Source organism: Pyrodictium delaneyi (assembly GCF_001412615.1).
Classification (GTDB): domain Archaea; phylum Thermoproteota; class Thermoprotei_A; order Sulfolobales; family Pyrodictiaceae; genus Pyrodictium; species Pyrodictium delaneyi.
The window spans coordinates 645,241-666,591 of record NZ_CP013011.1 but is presented as its reverse complement, the minus strand read 5'-3'; the positions used below and the strand labels follow the sequence as shown (position 1 = coordinate 666,591).

The window sequence follows — 21,351 nt, the reverse complement described above, 5'->3', positions numbered from 1 at the left end:
GAATTGACTCTTAATTCGAAGTAGTTACGGTAGATGGTGATAAACAGTGATGGACAGGGTAAGCAATACGACGCCCAATGAGCAACAAGTTGAAGAGAAGCTAGTTAGGCTTGTAACAGAACTACGTAAGCAAGGCTTGCGAGTCACAGCCCAGAGGCTAACGATAGCACGTATTGTATTCGAGAATATCAAGGAACACCCAAGCTTCATGCAAATACTTGAAAAGGTACGTGAAACCATGCCCAGCGTAAGCCCAAGCACCGTTTATAACAATCTCCAGCTACTTGAGAGGCTAGGCCTTATAAAGAGCTTTGATGTTGCAGGCGAAACCAGGTACGATAATGCTCATCCACATGTTAATGTTGTATGTCTTGATACTGGTAAGGTATTCGATGCAGAGGACAACGAAGACTCTGTGGAGATAGTCCGCAAGCTTGAGAAACTATTGGGCGGCAACACGAGGGTCTATGAAGTTGTAGTCTACGCGTTCTGTAGAGAAGAGGAGTCTGCGAACAGGGAGGCCTCAGGGCCAGGCTGACATCCTCACATTCGTGTCGGTGTGGGCGACAGCTCCTCAGCGGCCCCCACAGGTTAGATTTATGGGATCATCTGTTAAGCGTTAATCATCTTTCCTGCACTTAACTTGTCATGGTCGAAATCGACGCCAATGAGACCTACGAGATCGTTTCCTCAAAACTTCCGATCTCTTTACCGCTCTCAGCTTTTGGTGCTGAGGGGAGCGGCTCTACGAGGTTAAGCTCCTCGAGTACACGTAGAAGTTCCTCTATTTTCTCGGCTACACGTAGACCTTGCTCAGTTAACTTTGCGCATTTACTATTTCCGCAGTAGAAGAGATTTATGAGGCCTAGCATGGCCGCTTCCCGCGCACTACGATAGGTAGTTCCTACACCCATGCCGTAGCGTGGTATCCTGTGTATGGGCATAGGGCCATGTTCATAAAGTATTGCCAGTATACGTAGGATTCCTGGACGGGCAAGCAGCCAGTATCTACGAGCTAGGTTATTGCCGTTCACGACTCTATCACCGCCCCTTAACACAGCCCCGGGCTACGAGGACGGCGGGGCAGTATACTTGGCCACTTACTGTGGTTAATGATTGGTACGAAAGGGTCAGGGGTATCCAGACGCGTCTTAGCATGCTTCTGTCTAGACTACTGTGTTATGGGGGAGTTAAGGGTGTTAAGCTCCTACACGGGTACAGATTCAGCTTATATTTCCCTGCAGCGGTTGTCACTTCAGACCCACTGGCGAAGTACTATCATAGAATTGGTTCCTGAGACACCGGGTATAGATCTTATGAAGTCTATACAACGGTTTACATCGTCTATTTTCTCGCCGCGTATAACCACGAGTATGTCATAGTCTCCTGTGACCTCGTATACTGCCTCAACCAGGTCGAGAGAGAGTATCTTCTTTGAGACTTCCGGCACCGATACGGGGGGCTGTGTCCGAACAAGTATGAAGGCACGTATCTCGCTACCAGTATCGTATATTATCGTGAACTTCTTTATGACGCCAGTCTTTATCAGCTTCGCTATTCTCTTGCGTACAGCTGACTCGCTGAGGCCAAGCTCCTGGGCAAGCCTAGCGTAGGACATACGCGCATTGTCGCGGAGAAGACGGAGCAGCTTCAAATCTATCTCGTCTATGTTCGGCTTCTGCTGACCCTGCATGAAGACTAGTACACCTCTGAGCAGCGCGTAGCCATTATGTAAAGAGCCGGGAGGTCATGGTAAAAATTTGTCTGGCGAGATCACGTAGTTCTGCTACCCTACTGGGTCTAGTCCCTGAGCCGCCCGTAGCAGCCCGCGGAACAGCGGTGCTGGCTTCATGGGCCGGCTTCTGAACTCGGGATGCGGCTGACTACCGACGAAGAATGGATGGTTCTTCAGCTCTATGAACTCGACACGACCACCCTCAAGACTGTAGCCCGAGACATCCATACCCGCAGCGACAAGCTTGTCGAGGTACTTGGGGTTTACCTCGTAGCGGTGCCGGTGCCTTTCATAGACTATCTCCTTGCCGCCGTAGAGCCGGTAGACTAGCGTGCCATGGATGAGCTTTATTGGGTAGGAGCCGAGCCTCATAGTGCCTCCTAGCTGGTTTACGTAACGCTGTTCCTCCAGCAAGTCTATGACGGGGTAAGGCGTGTCCGGGTCTATCTCGCTACTATTAGCGTCCTCGAGGCCCGCAAGATACCTTGCTATAGCTACTACTGAGAGCTGCATACCGAAGCATATGCCTAGGAATGGTTTCTTCCGCTCTATTACCTCCCGTATGACGGCTATCTTGCCCTCGGCACCACGCGCGCCGAAGCCCGGTAGCACTATTACCGCGTCGTTCTCTTCAACCGGCTTCTCCGGATCTAGCTTACCTTTCTCTATCATGGTTGACTCATACCAGTTGAGGACTGGCTTTACACCGAGGGAGGCGCCGGCATGACGTAGCGCCTCTATTATGCTTAGATAACTGTCCTTTAACTTCGTATACTTGCCCACCATTGCTACGCGTACCGGTTTGCTAGCCTCCTTGACTCGGCGGACAAACTCCTCCCAGGAAGAGAGGTCGGGCTCGCGCCGCTCTAGGCCTAGACGCTCTGTTATGAAATCGCCAAGGCCTTGCTGTTCTAGGACTAGCGGAACCTCGTATATCACGTCTACGTCTGGATTACTGAACACTGCGTGCGGAGGTAGGTTAGCATATAGGGCTATCTTGTTACGCGCCTCCTCTTCTAGGGGCCGGCTGCTACGGGCTATTATAGCGTCTGGCTGTATTCCTATCCTACGTAGCTCCTGCACACTGTGCTGCACGGGTTTGGTCTTTTGCTCACCGGTGGTCGATAGCACCGGGACTAGGGCCACGTGTATGAAAAGTGTGTTGTTGTAGCCTTCTTCCATTCTCATCTGTCTTACTGCTTCGAGGAAGGGTAGGCCCTCTATGTCGCCTACAGTACCCCCTATCTCGACGAGGACTATGTCTGCCCCGGTTTCCTTAGCTACGCCCCTTATCCTGGCCTTGATCTCGTTAGTTATGTGTGGTATTACCTGGACTGTCTGGCCTAGATAGTCTCCACGTCGCTCGCGTTCTATCACCGTGAGGTATACCTGGCCTGTTGTAATATTGTTCTTCTTGGAGAGGAATGTGTCGAGAAACCGCTCGTAGTGACCCAAGTCCAGGTCTGTTTCACCGCCGTCCTCGGTGACATAGACCTCTCCATGCATGTATGGGTTCATTGTACCGGCGTCTACGTTTATGTAGGGGTCTATCTTTATTGCCGTAACATTGAAGCCACGCGACTTGAGGAGGAGACCTATAGAGGCCGTAGTTATTCCCTTACCAACGCTGCTTAGCACGCCACCAGTCACGAAGATGTATTTTGTCATGCTACGCCCGGCTGGGTGAGAGCTAGCCTAGCCAGCTATTAAGAAGAGCGTTTCCCCTACCGCTGCCGAGTCTTAGCCTATCCGATAGCCGAGGATACCTAGCCAAGCTGTCGGCAGCAATTATCACCACTGTAGAACCGGGATCCACAGCTCCCTCCGCTATGAGTCTTGAAACTGCAGCAAAGGCAGCGCCTGTCGAGGGACCTGCTAGAAGGCCGGTGGCCTGCGCTAGGGCCTCAACCCCTGCTAATGCTTCGCTCTGAGAGACCTCTAGGACTCGATCTACGAGGCTACTATGTCTCTGGTAGACCTCTGGCACCGTATAGGAGGTAAGACCTTCTATTGTGTCTGCCCCAGGACCCCCGGCTAACTTTGAGCCACGTGGCGTAACCGCCACGACTAGAGTGTTGGCGTGATGTTCGCGTAAACGACGGGCTACCCCCGTAACTGTGCCACCCGTGCCTACACCCATCACGAACGCGTCTATCTGTTCTACTTGCTCAAGTAGCTCCACTGCTGTTGTCTCATAGTGTGCGAGATGGTTTAGCTCGTTACTGAGCTGATCGAGTAGTATACAGCCCATCTCCTCTGCGCGTTCGCGGACCCAATCCCTACCCAGACCTTCGTCATGGATCTCTACTAGCTCGCCGCCAAGCATCTTTATGAGGTTCTTCTTAGTCTCCGAGGCACGGGCCTCGACGAATAGTACCGGGCGTAGGCCGAGACTCCACGCTATCCAGGCTACTGATGCTGCTGTGTTACCACTACTTACTTCTGCGACACAGCCCCCAGGGCCGAGGCTGCCAGATTCTACAGCACCACGCACCATGTATAGCGCTATCCTGTCCTTGTGGCTTCCTGTCGGGTTTACATATTCGAGCTTAACACACAGACGATAAATACCTATATTGAAGCACTTCACCGGCGTGGAGCCTATTATCCTTCGTATCTTATCTATGGAGGCTAGTAGCTCTTCGCGGCTGGAGGCGCTACGTCCACCGTAGAGGAGCGTATTGTGCCTCAAAGATTCTCCCTCTCTGCGAGGCCCGGTGGCTCCTAGCTGCTGGGAATCCTATGTCTCATAATGACCTATTTTAGGCCTGGCCCGGAGCCAGGGTAGCCGTGGGCAGTACTCCTATGAGCCTGATAGTCGCTCTGGACTCTCCAGACCGGGAGTTCGGCAGCCTCGTCGAAGATCTCTGTGACATTGTTGACGGGTTTAAACTTGGCCTCCCGCTCCTTATGGGCCGTGGCGTAGATTATGCTGCTAGGCTGAGGAGTCGGTGCAACAGAGGTTTATGGATAGCTGATCTAAAGCTGGCCGACATAGGCCACGTGATGAAGCTTACTACAAGCCTGGTAGTAGAGCACGTCGACGCTGTCATAGCTCACGGGTTTGTAGGTATACAAGGCGCGCTCGGCGAGCTAAAAGAGTTCCTCAACAGTCTCGGCAAGAAGCTAGTCGTTGTGGCCTCTATGAGTCACCCCGGTGCACGCGAGGTCTACGACAAAGCGCTACCACTAATCCTCAACGTGATTGGAGAGCTCGAGCCCTGGGGCATCGTAGCCCCAGCCACGAGACCCCAGGTCATAACGAGTATACGCGAGAGGCTTGGAGACAGCGTCACTATACTCTCGCCGGGCGTGGGAGCCCAGGGAGCAGAGCCTGGAGCTGCCATCTGCGCCGGGGCTGACTACGAGATAGTAGGGCGCCTCATAACCTCGAGTAACGACCCTCGCGCAGCTGCACTGGCTGTCAAGGATGCACAGAAGCAGAGACTCCAGGCCTGCAAGAGGGGTGCCTAGGGGCATGGAGGCCGAGAAGGTTCTAGCCCGATTGCTCGTCAAGACGGGGGCTCTGCAGCTAGGCGAGTTCAAGCTTACAAGCGGGCTCCAGAGCCCCATATACATTGACCTTCGGAGGCTGCCAAGTTACCCGGACGCGTTCCGTACAGTGCTAGCACTCCTTTACACTACATCCCTAGAAGCCGACCACGATGTCGTTGTCGGCGTCGCCACTGCCGGCATAGTGTGGGCCACGGGGCTAGCTCTCTACTCGGGGAAGCCAATGGCCTATGTGCGGAGTGGAAGGAAGCAGCACGGCCTTGGTAGACAGGTAGAGGGATTGGTCGAGGAAAAGAGAGTGCTTGTAGTTGACGATGTAGCTACCACTGGAGGCAGCCTAGCAGCTGCGGTAGAGGCTCTACGCAGTGCCGGAGCACAGCCGCGCTACGCGCTAGTCATAGTGGACCGGGAGCAAGGCGCACGCGAGCGGCTACAAGCTATGGGCGTGGAGCTTCTACGCGTAGCAACACTCCGCGGCATACTCCGCGCTGCTGTAGAGGAGGGACTTGTAGCCCGGGAGGACGCCCAGAAGGTTATAGACCAGCTATATGGGGGAGAATGGGGCTGAGATAGCTATGATTCAGAAGGGCTGGCTCGGACGCGACGTCATAAGCATCCTTGACTTTACCCGGGATGATCTCGAGACGCTCTTCGAGACAGCTGAGCAGATGAAGAAGATGCTCACAGAGGGGCGTGTCCCCCGGCTGCTAGAGGGACGGATAATCGCGCTCGCATTCTTCGAGCCATCTACGAGGACACGGCTAAGCTTCGAGACTGCCGCCAAGAGGCTTGGCGCCGAGACGATAGGATTTGCAGGGGAGGAGGCAACTAGTCTAGCTAAGGGAGAGAATCTTGCCGACACTATACGTATGCTCGACGGCTATGCTGACGCGATAGTGATACGACACCGCTACGAGGGCTCAGCACTATACGCCGCCGAAGTTGCCGAGAAGCCGGTCATAAACGCGGGGGACGGGCGGCAGCACCACCCGACACAAGCTATGCTCGACCTCTATACAGTGAAGGAACTCTTCGGGACAATAGACGGGCTGGTCTATGGAGTGCTTGGCGACCTTCGCTTTGGCCGCGCCGCTTCGAGCTTCATACTCGCCCTCACGCTGTATAGGCCGCGGAAGCTCTACCTCGTATCACCGCCTCTGCTGAGAGCAAGACCCGAGGTTAAGGCAAGATTAGAGGAGGCCGGCGTAGCCTATGAAGAGGTCGAGAGGCTAGAGGATGTCCTAGGTGAGCTCGACGTCCTCTACGTCACGCGTATACAGCGGGAGCGGTTCCCCGACCCCAGAGAATACGAGAAGGTACGCGGCAGCTACCGTGTGACGAGGGAACTCCTGGAGAAGGCTGCCAAGCCTGAACTACGCGTCCTACATCCGTTGCCTAGGGTGGACGAGATAACTGCAAATGTTGACACAACTCCTTATGCTGCCTATTTCCTCCAGGCTCGTAATGGCGTCCCCGTACGTATGGCTCTCTTATCCCTTATACTTGGTGCAGAGGTGTAACCGTCAGTGACCCCCTCAGAGGGTCTACTTGTACGCAGGATCCGAGAGGGCACAGTTATAGACCATATACCGGCTGGCCGCGCACTTGCAGTCCTGAGGATCTTGGGCATCACTGGCCGTGAGGGCCTACGCGTCGCCGTTGTGATGAACGTTGAGAGCCGCCGGCTAGGCCGCAAGGACATAGTGAAGGTCGAAGGACGTCATCTTAGTAGCGAGGAAGTAAACCGCATCGCACTAATAGCCCCCTCGGCCACAATAAACATCGTGAAGGACTATCGTGTTATAGAGAAGAAACGTGTCGAGCTACCCGAACTCATCGAGGGGATAATAACATGTACTAACCCTACATGTATAACGCGTAAGCCTGGAGAGCCCCTAAAGCCCCGCTTCAAGCTACTCTCGAGGAGACCTCTACGCTTACAGTGCACATACTGCGGCACAATCATTGACGAGGAGGACGTGCTAGAGCAGCTAGAAGAGGCAAGCGAGGAGAGGAGGTAGTACGGTAGCCTTGAGGACGCCCATAGGCTATAGCTACTGTAGCCTTCGGCTAAGCCGTGTACTCTGGCGGGGCAGAGGAGCTATACTCCTATCCTACGAGCCGCATGGTTGCGTTCTCCCAGAGTTTCGGCCAACGCAGTTTGCGATGTTCTGGGTACCGGGTCTTGAAGCGATACCGTTAGCCCCCATCTACGCTTCCAGAGACCGTATAGACTTCCTTGTAAGGCTCCGGGGCTCCACAACGAAAAGCATCATAGAGGACCCGCCCCGGCGCGCCGGGGTCATTGGACCGATGGGCCGCAGCTTCACCCCCAGTGCTCGTAGTATGCTGCTAGTAGCTGGCGGCACTGGGGTCGCCTCGCTGATCCCGTTAGCTGCCTGGGCAGCTAGAGAGGGGACACGTGTAGTACTGGTCTATGGCGCCCGCACTGAGAGCGAGCTAGCGCCAATCGAACAGTATCTAGGTGATGATGTGGAACTCGTAGTTGCCACCGACGACGGGAGTAAGGGGTTAAGGGGAACGGCAGTGGACGTTGCCAGAGCTGCTGGGCTAGAGGACTTCGACATAATAGTAGCCGCTGGCCCACCCGCCATGATATGCGGCGTGTATAAGCTAGTGGGGAGCCAGGGACTTCTCAACAAGTTCTATGCAAGCCTCGAGACAATTGTGCGCTGCGGCATGGGGTTCTGCGGCTCATGTATGCTTCCATGTACCTCTAGCTTGCTCTGCCGCGAGGGCCCCGTGTTTCCAGGTACTATGCTAGGCTGTTGGGTAGAGGAGGAATGCAGCCTAGCATAGCGGTTTGCGGAGTCCTCGCCGACTATAGAGGTATACAAGGCGAAGGCTGTGTCATAGCCGAGGACGAAGTTATAGTCGGTATCACCGGCAGTCCGCCGGCTGCCCAGCTTGTACTCGACTACCGCGGCCAAGGCGTCTACGTCACGCCAGGATTCATAGACCTCCACGTACACCTCCGGGGGCTTCTGCAGAGCTACAAGGAGGACGAGTATAGTGGGACTGCTGCAGCCGCATCGAGCGGCATAACAATGGTTGTCGACATGCCAAACACCCAGCCCAGGCTAGCTACCTTAGAGGCCCTTGACGCAAAGCTCGCTGCACTAAGGGAACAGAGTGTCACAGACTACTCTCTATACGCCGGCGTACCGGATAGCATTGAAGAAGTACGCAAGCTGGCCTCAAGGCCCATAGCTGGGTTTAAAGTATACCCGGATGACCTAGCTCACCGGCTGGACGTTGTACACTACATACTTGACCTCAATAACGTGCTTGTTGTCGTCCATCCGGAGCTGCCAGAAGCCGAGAAGCCGATAATAGAGTCAAATACTCTACGCAGCCTACACCGTGGCTGCCACTGGGAGACAGCCGCTGTCGACCTCATAGCATCGTTGAGGCCTCGTGCACGCGTCCACATTACACATGCATCTTGCCCTTCAACACTCGAGCACGCCCGTGCCTACGGCTTCACAGTTGACATAACTCCTCACCATTTACTGCTAGAAAATGGAGAAGACTGTCTCCTACGTGTAAACCCGCCTCTACGCAGCAAAGCCGAGCAAACCCATTTGCTTAAGAAGCTCCTTGAAGGCGAGGTGGACGCTATCGCTAGTGATCACGCTCCACACGCGTGGCGCGAGAAGCTAGAGCCGCTGAGCTGCAGGCCCGGAATACCGTGGCTCGAGGCTTGGCCTCAGATGCTCTACTGCCTGGTCGAAGCAGGGGCCCTTAAGCTCCAGGAATACCTATGGCTCACAAGCCGAGGACCCGCTAAGATACTCGGCCTGGATGGCTACGGCGTGCTCGAGCCCGGAGCCAGAGCTAACATAACAGTGTTCAGGCCTGCCACCAGGAGGGTGCACATTCCACGCTGGAGCAAGGCTAAGCAGATACCATACTTCATGGAGAAAAGCTGCATGGATGTAGTAGCAACCATTGTAGGCGGCTCCATAGTATATGACGGCTACAAAATATCTAGCGACACAAATCCGATAAACCCATATAAGAGCTAAATATAGTCCCACAGGATGCCGCTGTATACTAGAGTTAAGCATTTATCGTAAGACTGTTGCCAAATTCTTCACATTCCACAGCCCTAAAAAGTCCGGCACACGCTGTCATACCCAGGTAGGAGCAGTCTAGAGGCATAATAAACTTGGGCAAGAAGTCTGATACCGCGTTAATCCCTCTAGGTATAAGTGGACTCGATGAAGCCCTTGGCGGCGGAGTACGCCCTGGAAGCGTAATACTAGTCGCCGGAGCCCCGGGAAGCGGCAAGACTAGCTTCGCTGCCCGCTTCATATACGAGGGACTAACCAAATTCAATCAACCTAGTGTCTACCTCAGCTTTAACGAATACAAGGAAGAGTTCTACGAGAACATGGCAAATCTCGGCCTAGACTTCCAGAGCTATGAGAGCAAAGGCAAGTTCATATTCATAGAGGCACTCAACATAAATGATGATGAAGCCGTCATGGCTATTCTCGAAAACCTCCTTACAATTATAAACACTATAAAAGCAAAAAGGGTAGCTATTGATACTATAACTTCCCTACTTCAGATACTCGGAAGCGCCAAAAGAGCACGCGAACTGCTACATAGCCTTTTCATACATTATATGAAGAAGCGCGGGATAACAACTGTTTTGACAGCTGAGCTACCTATTGGCGATCCCAAGCTAGGCTACGGAATAGAAGAATTCATAGCAGATGGATTGATAATTTTAAGGACTAAGTTTAGTGGAGACAAAATTGTTCGAATAATGGAAATTCGTAAAATGCGTGGCCACCGCGCCACACTTGCCAGACTAACATATGCCATAGTGCCAGGCAAAGTCATAGCTGTAAGGACGCCACCGAGAATTATCGACATTCACGCTCCACAGGAAAATCTAGCCTTTCAGCTAGAGACAGGTGATGCAAACTATAGCTTTACTCTACCTCGTGGCGCCCAAGTACTTGTGGCCATAAATCCAGTTCTCGATCCCTTGTCGACTCTATTTGGTATAGCATGTAAGACCCGTATCAAACCATCTATTAAACTACTCTATAGAACCTTTACACGTTCACCAGAAGAGATCCAGTGGGTTCTTAAAGAATTGAAGTGCAAGAACCCTACGATAGAGTTTGTACATTTAAGCAGCATCAATCCTACACTCTACTCTGTGACCGAGCTAGCAATGATGAATATAGAAGAGGATCTCGCTGTCAAACCCGATATTGTAGTAATCGATGGTATAGAACAAGCCTTCTGGCTCTCCGGCGGACAAGAAATAGGTATACGAGAACATTATAACAACATTCAATACCGTAAAATTCATAACATAACTGGAGTATATGTCTATACAATCACTCTTAGGAAGCTCCTAAATGCTAATCCACTTCTCAACATATACGATGCAATATTCTACTTTACCCCTAGACGGGTTAACAACAAAATCCATGTAAGCATTAGAGTTATAAAGTCGCGTTACAAGATACCAACCAACCACATCACTCTTCCTATTGAAATGTTTGCTATAAATGGTGGTACTAACTAATCATAACGAATGCCCGTTTCTCGCTATATGTTACCAGGATATATAATTAGCCTACTCTATACTTTGCATGAGGATAACCGCTGAAGCTTCACCACATCACATAACAAGTTTCGGCTAGTATCTATGCAACCACTGGACGCCAACCTAGTATATATCTTACCGCCTAGCCTTTGACCAACAAAGTACATTGCTACAAACGCTATTATCGCTACAATGTAGTCTAATGAAAGCATTATTCCAACCCATTTACGCAACATCACTATTAACGGTACTGGTGCATGCACTGCTATAATCCACTCTATTTTTCGATTATTATTTCTAGCATATGCCCGCCAATAGCCGAATGGCACATTGATTAGAAGGGTCAGAGTAAGTGCTACTACAAGTTTTACAGGATTTATATTGGTTGGTGGCATATACACCGTCATAATCCATCGCCGCCAGTTTAGTGTTATTTCCTATTCCTTAACTTAGACAGTAGAGAGGCAGACAAAACACAAGACTCTACGTGTAGCGGAGCCGGCGTTTCTCCTCCCTAATTTTCCTTATTTCAAGAGCCAATGCCTTTAATGTTGATAGTTTTGAGCCCATTTTATCTACTAATATGCGACGAGTATTCTCCCACCAACTACGGGGGTACCTGGCTTCTTCGACTTCTGGATTTAAGCCAAGCCTCTTAGCAGCCTCGACTATCTCCTCTACTCTAGGCTTCCGCACTGCATCTCGTAGGGGTATCTTCCTGCCTTCGCTACGCGAGGCAGATGCATCAAGATAGACTGGCCACACAACTATTCTTCTTCCTTTGTACTCTTTGCTCACGCAGGCTACACCCTCGCTGCTCTTCATGCTTCCTACAGAGGCCCCATCCCTATAGGGTGTAGAGCCGGCTGGGCCTAAATTGTAATGCTGGTGTTGTAGCGTGTCGCACTACTCGTAACGTAGAGCTACTGCAGGAGGTATCCTCGCCGCCTGGTATGCCGGTAGTGCTCCCCCTACAACCCCCACAGTTATTGTCATGACTAGCGTTAGCCCTATCAGCTTTGGTGTTATAGCCGGCTCAGCCTTTATCACTAAAGTATGAACACCCTTTATCACCATACCTTTCCCGGAGAGGGCGTAAGCTGCCGCCACACCTATCGCGATGCCTACAGCTGCCCCTATGAGGCTCATTACTAAGGCCTCTATGAGTATCATAGCTACTACTTCTCTGCTCGTGAAGCCTATAGCCTTTAACACGCCTATCTCGCGAGTACGCTCCATAACCGAGGTTATCATAGTAGCTGCTACGCCCGTCACCGCTACAACGAACGCCGCGCCACCCGCAGCCATGGTGATAAACTCCATTGCAGCCGTTATCGTGGAGACTACCCGGGATATCTCTACGAGCGATATGACCCCGACTCTCTCTTGGTAGACCTCTCTAAGAGTCCTAGTAAGGTTCTCAACGTAGACCGGGTCCTCAACGACCACTATGACGCCACTCCACTCCTTCATCCCTAGAAGCCGGGAGCCCGCGCTAAGTGGCAGAAAGATAGTAGTATCAGGGTTGACGAAGAACGCGTTGCCAAACTCGGCGAGGACTCCGCGCACGATTACGTTTATCCGCTTCTCGGTTGGCCGGCCGCCCGGTCTTAGCTCATAGTAGCTGACTGTGAGTACGTCACCTAAGCTGTAGTAGCGGTGCCCTCTCTCGCCAAATGCTATGTAGTGGCCTATTACCGAGCCTATAACCTCACCTGGGGGCGGTATACTGCCCTCCTCGACCCGTAGCTTGCCGAGCGCTTTGAAGAATATCTCCATGTCTACAGCGTATATCGCTGCCTCTACCTTCTGAGCACCTTGCTTCACCTCCGCGCGTATGCTATAGAAGGGTGTCACAGCCTCTACACCCGGGAGGCTCTTGAGGAACTCTACATCATCCTCTGTCATCTTATAGTCTGCCCCTGGTACGAGCACGATAAGGTTCTGGCCTAGCCCTGCTAGCTGCTTTATAACGTAGCCGGAGTAGCCCTGTACTACTCCCATGATTGCTACGAGAGCTATCGGACCTATAGCTATCCCCACTATCGTCAGCAGACTCCTGATCTTGCGCTCGCTGAGCACTTTAAGCGCAAATACAAACATGTCTGCTAGCTCACTGGCATTCATCTCTACTCTTCACCATTGCTAGCTTCTCCACTGTCTAGGAGGCTGTCTAGCTGATTCTCACTTGGTATACGCCTAAACCTCCTGTAAGCTATATACCCAACTATTACAGCTAGCATTAGTAGCACTACTGTAATCATCTTTAGCCCTCCTTCTGGTATCGGCGGCTCTGCCTCGACACCCTTAGCTTCGCTCAGCGACTTCTCTGGCCTAGCCTCGACAACGGGGGCTGTGGCGTTGAAGCTGTACGTTATACCATACCTGTCGCTATAGCTGATTACCACGGTCACGTTATCCGGTTTACTTACAGTGTTCAACTCTATGCGGAAAGGCGTCTCGCTTGAGGGATCGAGTGAGCCTAGGAACGAAGAGCTCCAGATTCCGTCGGCCACTGCGTCTACTCGTATAGCCTCTGCGGATTCTATACCTTCGTTGGCTATCACACCTTTCACTAGTACCGTCCCGTTGCGCCATTCCGCATTCATGCTTGTGATCCGAAGTAGTATAGTCGGCTTCATTATCACTGCTATGCTGGTATTGAAGCTGGTCATTCTTCCGACCATATCCTCGTAGACCGCTGTGAGCACGCCTGTGAAGGTGTAGCTTTCCACACCTCCAAAGCCAGCTGGATTGTATACGAGCGTGTAGTTCAGTTTAACAGGCTTGCCGGGCTCGAGCACTGGTATATGTCTCACCGATGTATGCGGGTACCCAGCAGCTGATGTCGGCACGAGGACTGTGTACACATTGTATACAGGCGCGTCACCCGTGTTGATTATCGTTATGTCTAGCTCTGCTACGCCACCTCGCAGCTTCGCGTAGGGCTCAAAATGCACGCTGAGAATGCTTGGTGCTCCGGGCACGTAAAGCTGGAGTCTCTTCTCCACTCTATGCAGGTAGCCTAGTCTGTCTACCCAGTATACCGTCAATGCTATCGGCTTAGGACCGGGCTCGGTGACGTTGACTGCTACCTGTGCTAGGTAGACTTCCACGCCGGAGGTAGTGCTCTCTAGGCCCTGAATTATGCTAGCTATACTAGCAATGTCTGTCTGTCCGCCCCTAGTGGCTGACGGAGTCATTTGGAGACTTGCCTGGGGCACCGCGATTACTGTGCTGCCGCTGGTCTGGGGATTCGAGAGCCCCTGGGGCAGCTCTAGCACTACCGAGTGGATACGTGCCACCTGCGAGGGGTCGGGATAGAGCATTATGACAAGCATGGCGGAGCGTGTTCCGGGCCTCGGCGCCGAGGCCCAGGAGAGATCTACTATCCCTATAGCCTCGGCAGGGTCTGTTACTTGCAGCGTTATAGTCTCTTCACGAGTAATGTTGAGGTGTGCGTTAAACGCCGTGAAGATATAGCTTATGACGGCTCTAACCCTGTAGAGCCCAGGTTCGGCCTCTGGGTCCACGTCTACGTAGGCTGTTAGGCTGCAAGTCGAGCCCGGGGCTAAGCTATTACACACTGCAGGTTGCTCCACTACATGGAGCCCCTTGTCCAGGGGCTCGAGGCGTACAACGACACCTATGACTGTGTAGCGACCCGTGTTGTATAGCTCGAGTTGTAGTGGGGCAGCACCGGTACCCGGATATACCTTGACCGGTGCTACTCCGGGGGTGGGAGCCCAGTAAGCTCTTGCTACAATAGGGCTGGGATCATAGGCTTCTATAGGCTCTACTTCCAGGGGTATGCTGAGCACTTGTCTTCCCGTGACCACGCTCCCAGCGTTACCACGGTAGCTGTACCACAGCCTTAGGGGGATGCTATAGGAGCCTGGACTAGCAGTACTAGAGACATTCAGCATCAATACGAGTGTACAGCTGCTTCCCGGTTCCACCCTTGCGGTTATACAATCGCCTCCGCTAAGCCATGCCTTAATGTTTGGGGCTTCTAGGGGTTCTGCGGAGAGTATTGTCACGGGTTCAGGCGCAGTGTTTACAACATGTACGTAGACCTCTACGTTGCTAGAGGAGGGGAGTATGTGGCCAGTGTCCGCCTTGGTGTAGCCTAGCTGGAGAGGCTCCTCGCGAAGCAGCTCAAGCCGGATTATCCTCGAAAATGTAACGTTGTATACCCCGCCGCTTGGCGACACTACTATGCCCGTCATCGTCACATTTAGACTGACGTCTTGGGACGCGTTGTAGACCCTTATGCCTGGTATACTCACTGAGGCTATGTCGCCAGGTGCTAGTTCTACCTGCTGTACTAGCGTCAGCTTCTCCGCGCCAGCGCGCAAGCCCGCGCCCTCGATGGGCTCTACTGTTACGACTAGGTAGCGAAGCCTACCCCTACCCCAGTACCCAACATCTATCACTGCTGTCGCAGCGTAAGCGTCGTCCCCTACGATCCACATGGACCAGCGGCTAGACACTATGGACACGTTCTCGACAGACCTGGGACTAAGGTCAAGCCGTAACGGTAGACGTACATACTTAATCCTTGTACCTCCACTGCTCGACATGATGAAGACTAGGGTCATGTTACCCATGTAGCTGCCAGGTTCTAGGCTGCTGGAGACATCTATGGCTGCTGTGAACTCTACTAGATCGCCATAGCCTGCCGCCACATTGTCTAGGGTTATCGTCGCAACTCTCCTCCCGTCAACGGCGAAGCCCCGGGGTAGTTCTAATACGAGCATAGCCGTGGTGACTGTTGAGTCTTCAAGATTCTGCACGACGACCCGAAGCGGAGCTGACAGCTCGCCCGGGTATGCGTAGCCATCACTCCAGCCCATATAGACCACGTCTACGTTTAGCTTGCCGGGACTAGCCACAAGTAAGGGTATGACAAGCTGGCCTGGCAGGATTGTTGTCGCGCCCTGACTGCTGACAACGAATCTAAGCCAGGCCGAGGCATTGTAGAAGCCCGGGGGAAGTCTCTCGTCTATATTAATGTCAATGCTTAGACGGATTGTATCACCATAGCTGGCTGCTATGTTCTCGACCACAGCCGTATAGGTCTCGTTAGCAGTACCAGCTACCCTCATCCCGCTTGGCAGCTCTACACGCGCTATGACTGCCGTAACTGTCACCGGCTCCTGGTTTAGAAGCACTATATCAAGTGGTGCCGAGGCCTCGCCCGGGTACGCTACTCCGGCCCTCCAGCCTAGTACTAGCGGCTCAACCCTTAGCGGCCTTGGTTGCTCTACGCGAATGGGCAAGGAGAATGTGTAGTTGAAGAACCGAGTCGTATTGCCAACTACACAGTAGTAGCTCATCCCCAGGGTGGCATTGTAGAGCCCTGGCTCTATCCAGGCAGGAACATATACTCCCGGCACCATATGGGTCTCAGAAGAGTTCGCCCACAACACCTCAATGTTCCAGCTGATATTGCCCGTGGGCTGCCATCCATCTGGCAGTCTGAGGGTTAGTGTAACGTTCTCTACATCCTCGGGGCCACGGTTTTCTAGCATTACGCGGAGTTCTACGTTGTTCGAGCCCGGGTAGCTGAAGGGCTCAAGCCGTGCTGAGATCCTTAGTCCCGCCGGGCATCCAGCCACCTCTAGCTCCACGGTATAATTATATGTGTAGACATTACCGCCTACGACTATGTAGAGGGTTATGAGGCCCTGGTAGCGGCCCGACGCAGCCCCCTGGGCAACGTTAATGCTTCTCACGAGCTCTAGCGTGTCACCAGGAGCAGCCGCACCTAGCTGAGCCGAGAAACTGCTAGGACCGAAGATGCCCGGTAGATGAACTACTGCGTAGACCTGGTCGGCCACATAGGGGCCTCGGTATAGCCACTCAACCCGGAGTACTGCTGTATCACCAGGCCAGGGAGCTGCACCCATAGGCCCCATGAAGCTTGCATTAAGCAGGATTGGAGGTGGCGGCTGTGGCGAGAGAGCGGAGACACGGATAGCTACTGTTACAACAACCAGTGCTAGGAGAAGCATAGCCGGTAATAGTTGTGCCGCCAGTTTCTTCTGCAAGGCGTGCTTCTCCAAACTATATCCGGGAAGCACTCTCTGCTCTAAAAGAAGAGTGTCGAAGTCGATAGAAAAGCCTAGGGCTTGACTGTTGACAGTATGCAGCGACTCGGATCGGGCTCTTTGATGCCAGCAATCTTGCCGTCACGTATCTGGTATATCTTGTGAGCGCAGTTGGCCACCTCGGGATCATGGGTTACAACCATTATTGTCTGGCCGCGCTTGTTCAACTTGACAAAGGTCTCTATGACTAGCCTCGCTGTTCTGCGGTCAAGCGCGCCGGTAGGTTCATCTGCGAGAATTATGTAGGGCCCGCCTACTATAGCCCGGGCTATTGCTACGCGCTGCTGCTGGCCGCCACTGAGTTGTAGAGGCTTCTTAGGCAGCCAGGAGACGTCGCCACCTACGCTCAGCAAGGCCTTTATGGCTCTCTTGCGGCGTTCCTGCCTCGGTATACCCCTCGGTATCAGCGGTAGCTCTATGTTCTCAAGCACCGTGAGCCGGTTTATCAAGTTGAACTGCTGGAACACGAAGCCTATGTAGCGGTTTCTTAGGCGTGCCAACCAGTGGTCGCTCAGCCGTGACACATCCACACCCTCTATGTAGACCTTGCCGCGAGTTGGCCGATCGAGGAGGCCAGCTATGTTTAGGAGCGTTGTCTTACCTGAGCCGCTAGGCCCCATTATGGCTATGAACTCGCTCCGGTAGACTCGTAGGCTTAGGCCCCGGAGCCCCCAGGTGACCACTTCTCCGGCCCGATACACCTTGACTACGTCTACTAGCTCGAGTACCGGCCTTCTACTATCCACGCTCAAGACCGCCTACACCGCTACAACGGTGGGGAAGACGATGCTATCAGGCGGGGGCTCCGCCAGAGGGTACTCTCCACACAGCCTCCCAGCATCGGCCCGATAATCCTTCTTCACAGCCCCAACTTAGAAGCGAGAGCGACTATATAGTATATGCATTTGCTTAATACAATTCCTATCACGACATGATGTTATACATTGACGCATACAACATAGTGCCAGTCAGTGATACAACTTTTAATCACATCAACTTCTTAGAGAGTTGTTGCCAAAATAATGCTGACACAAAGTCTGCCTCAGTCTCTAATAGACAAATTAAACCATCATCTAACACTCACATTATGGATCGAAGGTACTGAATACTCTCCAAGTTACATAAGAGTATAATAACGGTCAGGGATGCTACCAAGAGTTTTTGCTCTATTCTACGTCCTATCCTGCCATATGCGCTAATTATGCGTGTCACAATTGCTTGTATCCATAAACCTTAAGCTATAAGGAGACTGCTACGCCGCTGATCACGATTTAGCTGATTTTTGTCGCCTCATGTCATTAGTATGCTTGGGTGAACTAAGTATGGTCGTAAAAACAGGTGTAGCAATACCAGATAATATATATAAACAACTTATTGAAATATCCAAAAATATGGGGTATACTAGTATATCACGAGTTATACGTGACGCCGTAGAATTATTCATAGCGTTCAACCAATGGTGGACCCACAACGGCACTGTGGGAGGCGCTCTCCACTTATTAGTACCGGAAAATAATGATACGATAGCTACATTAGTTCAGAAAATACTGAGAGAATACTCGGACATAATAACATCCAGTATCGTGGTGCGGCCAACACAAGGCTATATACTATACACAATGCTAGTACACGGCGCAGGAAAGAAGGTCAAAGAACTCTATAGGCTGCTTGCCAAAACGCGTGGAATCCTGAGTCTACAAGCCTCATTATTCCCGATACCTAAGACTCAGACATAGCACTCTAGACTTTAAGCTCTACATTCTCAAGCTCCTTAGGGAGAAGCCCCATTGCCTTTAACCATTCACGAGAATCATCTATTTTCCCTGTAAGCTTATTATACCAAACAGGTACAACATCGTCAAACACCACTAGATAATCGAATATATCGTCAATATACATTATTCTTGCTCCCATTCTTTCGAAGGGTTTTAGTAAATCCGGCACATCATCTACCTTGCGTCTCTTATTAAACAGTTTCAGCCTCTTACTCCAAACGTCGACTTCGTATGTTGATATAAGCTCAATATGCTGACCTATAGCATCAGGAACTAAGTGCTCGTTCACTTCAATTATTTCTCCATCCTTAATCCTTACTACGCGTACACCCCAGACACTATACTTGTCCGCCGCTACAGTTATATAGCGAGAACCATCATCCATATTGATATGATTTACATATAGAATCCCTCGTCCATGTCTATTACGTACAAGTATAACGTCGCTCATAAACTTCTTAGCATATATCGGAAATCCCTTCTTTATGGCTTCTATGAATGCTATCATAGCGTAATCTGCGAGCTGCCTCACTGTAATACCCCACGAAGTTTACTGAAGCTCTTGTTTTTCTGTATTAAGGTGATAAAGCAAAGACATAGGGCCACGCTTATATTAACCATGATGCCGATAAGCAAAGTCAATCGAAAAGAAGGCGGGAAGAGGATATCAATCATATACACAAAAAGAAGGCATATTATCTTGTTTAGCAGTAGTGTGCTGTTGTTATTACCTTTTTGACTTTCTTTATTAACTTTTCACCTTTCATGAACTGGATGTGTGCTGCACATGCCAGGCATGGGTCGAAGCTCCTTATAGAGCGTACGAAGTCTAGTCCTGTCCATTCCTCAGGCTTTGTCTCCTCAGTTACTATGGTGTTAATTACGCTCTGTTCGAATGGGCTGTAGCCCCACTTGTCCTGTGGACTCACATTGCCGGTCGATGGTGCATGTATCTGTATATTGAGTGTTCTACCAGCTTTCTGTACTACCCAGTGCCTCACTGTACCGCGTGGAGCTTCGGTGAAACCTACGCCGAAGGTGATCTTGTTCGGTGTCTTCCACGGTCTGCTTGTCTTTACTGTACCTGCTTTTACATACTCTAGGGCTTTTGTTGCATTATTCCAAGCAACTGCAATGTCGATTACTAGGTTGAATGCGCGAGCCCATAGCCTATAGAGGGTTGAGCTAAACTCTGGCACCTTCCACTCAAAGGTCATCTCTTCACATACACTCGCTGGGAGCTCATCTGTGCATGCACGTGGCAGGGTTACTCTTAGTGTACCGTTACCGTCACTCTTGTATAGACCGATATAGTCGCTGCCTGGTTGTTTGCTTGCCACTAGGAGCCTCGCGTAGGGGCCAACCTCGAATGGTGTTATCGTACCGTCCTTCCACACGAGGCGTATGTGTGTTACCCAACTATACTTGCCTGCCCAGTCTCTGGCACTAGGCTCCGGTATGGTCACTTTAATCCATGGATGGTATACCGGATCGTACTTGCCCCATAGCAGTTCATTACCGAGTGGATCGCGGAAGTTGCGGGCTTCCAGCTCACCATACCATGGGAGTTCCTTGGCTTTGTCCTTCCAGTCCTTGAAGAATGCACGTTCAGTATGCTCCATTATGCTTGCATTGTAGTCAGCATAACTTGTCGTGACTAAGTTGCCCTTGAGTACTATGCCAGGCTTTATCATTCTCTTCTTTGCGTTCTCGTCCATCTTCTTATAGAATTCTTCCCACTCCACGTAGTCACCTACACTTTCATATGTTTCTGGGTCATCGAATATACCGCTACTTGCGACAGCAAGTACAGTTGACTTAGCCGGATCAGGGTGGTAACTGATACCATTTTCGGCGTAGCCTAGATCTTCATAGAACTTCAGTAGGTCGTACCATGCTGTGTACATATACTTTGTCCAGGCAGTAAGCTTTGTTAGACGGAATATGTATCCAGTTACGAGGTATTCCGCGTTGCTTAGGTCGGTTGATATACCGCCAGGTATTAGAGTTGATGGATGGCTGTGTCTACCATATATGAGTACGCCTGCCTCTCGGGCATAACGCTGGAACTTAGCTGCTAGTTGCCAGAGTTTACCTGTTATAGGAGTCAAGGCATCCATTATCTCTGCTATCGTGGTGAATCCATGTATATCACGATGCTCTGCGAGCGTCTTCTTTGCTTGGTCATAGACCGAAGGTGTCATGAAAGCAACCACTGCGCTACTATAGTCTGGCCCTTCCAACATGTTAAGTATTATTGTATGATCGTAGATATGGTCAGTCATAGCAAAAGCCATGTTCCTAAGGGTGACACCCATACGGTAAGGCGATACACCATAAGCCATGTCTACTGCAATAACGCTAGCATTAGCATGGCTTGCTCCACATACACCACAGATTCGGCTGTTAATGTGGGGGAGATCCTCCGGCGGTCTCCCGAGGTCGAAGACTTCGAAGCCACGGAACATAGTAACGAAACTACGAACACTATCCTTGACTGGCTTCCTAGCTTCAGTGTCTACGATAACGCGCAGACCTAGATGACCCTCAATACGGGTTATCGGGTCTATCAACATTTCACGGGTGGGCAAAGCTTTCAATCCTCCACTTTACAATGGT

At 51.5% G+C, this 21,351-nt stretch carries 20 protein-coding genes; 9 read left to right on the top strand and 11 right to left on the bottom strand.

Annotation, left to right across the window (positions count from 1 at the left end; all coding sequences use genetic code 11):
* Positions 1-49 precede the first annotated feature (49 nt).
* Entirely contained in the window at positions 50-538 is a 489-nt protein-coding gene (locus tag Pyrde_RS03410) for a Fur family transcriptional regulator (RefSeq protein WP_055408198.1), read from the top strand.
* 136 nt (positions 539-674) lie between these two features.
* Here the strand turns inward: Pyrde_RS03410 and Pyrde_RS03405 are convergent, their stop codons facing one another.
* The 4 genes from Pyrde_RS03405 to Pyrde_RS03390 all read right to left on the bottom strand — a co-directional run bounded on the left by Pyrde_RS03405 (position 675) and on the right by Pyrde_RS03390 (position 4,427).
* A complete protein-coding gene (locus tag Pyrde_RS03405) occupies positions 675-1,034 on the bottom strand; it encodes a hypothetical protein (RefSeq protein WP_055408196.1) in 360 nt (119 codons plus the stop codon).
* A 221-nt stretch (positions 1,035-1,255) separates the two neighbouring features.
* Positions 1,256-1,693: an HTH-type transcriptional regulator LysM gene (gene lysM, locus Pyrde_RS03400; RefSeq protein ID WP_055408194.1), complete on the bottom strand. Its 438-nt coding sequence runs from the start codon at positions 1,691-1,693 to the stop codon at positions 1,256-1,258.
* Between the two features lie 93 nt (positions 1,694-1,786).
* The gene (locus tag Pyrde_RS03395) at positions 1,787-3,403 is read right to left on the bottom strand and encodes a CTP synthase (RefSeq protein ID WP_055408193.1); all 1,617 of its coding nucleotides are present in this window, start codon (positions 3,401-3,403) and stop codon (positions 1,787-1,789) included.
* A 22-nt stretch (positions 3,404-3,425) separates the two neighbouring features.
* Positions 3,426-4,427: a PLP-dependent cysteine synthase family protein gene (locus tag Pyrde_RS03390; protein ID WP_055408191.1), complete on the bottom strand. Its 1,002-nt coding sequence runs from the start codon at positions 4,425-4,427 to the stop codon at positions 3,426-3,428.
* A gap of 113 nt (positions 4,428-4,540) precedes the next feature.
* Between Pyrde_RS03390 and pyrF the strand changes: the two genes are divergently transcribed.
* From pyrF to Pyrde_RS03355, 7 genes are all read left to right on the top strand, one after another.
* The gene (gene pyrF, locus Pyrde_RS03385; RefSeq protein ID WP_082419444.1) at positions 4,541-5,209 is read left to right on the top strand and encodes an orotidine-5'-phosphate decarboxylase; all 669 of its coding nucleotides are present in this window, start codon (positions 4,541-4,543) and stop codon (positions 5,207-5,209) included.
* A 4-nt stretch (positions 5,210-5,213) separates the two neighbouring features.
* Positions 5,214-5,816: an orotate phosphoribosyltransferase gene (gene pyrE, locus Pyrde_RS03380; RefSeq protein ID WP_055408189.1), complete on the top strand. Its 603-nt coding sequence runs from the start codon at positions 5,214-5,216 to the stop codon at positions 5,814-5,816.
* Positions 5,797-6,768, top strand: a complete 972-nt coding sequence (gene pyrB, locus Pyrde_RS03375; RefSeq protein WP_231656784.1) for an aspartate carbamoyltransferase — start codon at positions 5,797-5,799, stop codon at positions 6,766-6,768. Before pyrE ends, pyrB begins: the two co-directional genes overlap by 20 nt.
* 6 nt (positions 6,769-6,774) lie before the next feature.
* Positions 6,775-7,269 carry an aspartate carbamoyltransferase regulatory subunit gene (gene pyrI, locus Pyrde_RS03370; RefSeq protein WP_055408187.1) on the top strand — a complete coding sequence of 165 codons (495 nt, stop codon included), beginning with the start codon at positions 6,775-6,777 and terminating at the stop codon, positions 7,267-7,269.
* A gap of 10 nt (positions 7,270-7,279) precedes the next feature.
* On the top strand, positions 7,280-8,068 hold the full coding sequence (locus Pyrde_RS03365; protein WP_055408185.1) for an iron-sulfur cluster-binding protein: 789 nt from the start codon (positions 7,280-7,282) through the stop codon (positions 8,066-8,068).
* Positions 8,053-9,297, top strand: a complete 1,245-nt coding sequence (gene pyrC / locus Pyrde_RS03360) for a dihydroorotase (protein WP_055408184.1) — start codon at positions 8,053-8,055, stop codon at positions 9,295-9,297. The genes Pyrde_RS03365 and pyrC overlap by 16 nt, the downstream gene beginning before the upstream one ends.
* A gap of 143 nt (positions 9,298-9,440) precedes the next feature.
* Positions 9,441-10,823: an RAD55 family ATPase gene (locus Pyrde_RS03355; protein ID WP_055408182.1), complete on the top strand. Its 1,383-nt coding sequence runs from the start codon at positions 9,441-9,443 to the stop codon at positions 10,821-10,823.
* A gap of 56 nt (positions 10,824-10,879) precedes the next feature.
* On the opposite strand, the gene Pyrde_RS10390 is transcribed toward Pyrde_RS03355, so the two are convergent.
* The 5 genes from Pyrde_RS10390 to Pyrde_RS03335 form a co-directional block, all read right to left on the bottom strand.
* The gene (locus Pyrde_RS10390; RefSeq protein ID WP_180385536.1) at positions 10,880-11,251 is read right to left on the bottom strand and encodes a hypothetical protein; all 372 of its coding nucleotides are present in this window, start codon (positions 11,249-11,251) and stop codon (positions 10,880-10,882) included.
* A gap of 76 nt (positions 11,252-11,327) precedes the next feature.
* Entirely contained in the window at positions 11,328-11,642 is a 315-nt protein-coding gene (locus Pyrde_RS03350; protein ID WP_055410689.1) for a signal recognition particle protein Srp19, read from the bottom strand.
* Positions 11,643-11,750: 108 nt separating this feature from the next.
* Positions 11,751-12,971, bottom strand: coding sequence for an ABC transporter permease (locus Pyrde_RS03345; protein ID WP_055408180.1), 1,221 nt, complete (start codon positions 12,969-12,971; stop codon positions 11,751-11,753).
* Positions 12,972-12,973: 2 nt separating this feature from the next.
* Positions 12,974-16,897 carry an NEW3 domain-containing protein gene (locus tag Pyrde_RS03340; RefSeq protein ID WP_156327986.1) on the bottom strand — a complete coding sequence of 1,308 codons (3,924 nt, stop codon included), beginning with the start codon at positions 16,895-16,897 and terminating at the stop codon, positions 12,974-12,976.
* A 74-nt stretch (positions 16,898-16,971) separates the two neighbouring features.
* The gene (locus tag Pyrde_RS03335) at positions 16,972-17,703 is read right to left on the bottom strand and encodes an ABC transporter ATP-binding protein (RefSeq protein ID WP_055410687.1); all 732 of its coding nucleotides are present in this window, start codon (positions 17,701-17,703) and stop codon (positions 16,972-16,974) included.
* Positions 17,704-18,279: 576 nt separating this feature from the next.
* On the opposite strand from Pyrde_RS03335, the gene Pyrde_RS03330 reads away from it, so the two are divergent.
* Positions 18,280-18,693: a CopG family ribbon-helix-helix protein gene (locus Pyrde_RS03330; protein ID WP_180385535.1), complete on the top strand. Its 414-nt coding sequence runs from the start codon at positions 18,280-18,282 to the stop codon at positions 18,691-18,693.
* Between the two features lie 4 nt (positions 18,694-18,697).
* Here Pyrde_RS03330 and Pyrde_RS03325 read toward each other — a convergent pair whose 3' ends face one another.
* Positions 18,698-19,264 carry a hypothetical protein gene (locus tag Pyrde_RS03325; protein ID WP_055408174.1) on the bottom strand — a complete coding sequence of 189 codons (567 nt, stop codon included), beginning with the start codon at positions 19,262-19,264 and terminating at the stop codon, positions 18,698-18,700.
* Between the two features lie 172 nt (positions 19,265-19,436).
* Complete coding sequence (locus tag Pyrde_RS03320) at positions 19,437-21,323, bottom strand: nickel-dependent hydrogenase large subunit (RefSeq protein WP_231656783.1); 1,887 nt, start codon at positions 21,321-21,323, stop codon at positions 19,437-19,439.
* Positions 21,324-21,351 lie beyond the last annotated feature (28 nt).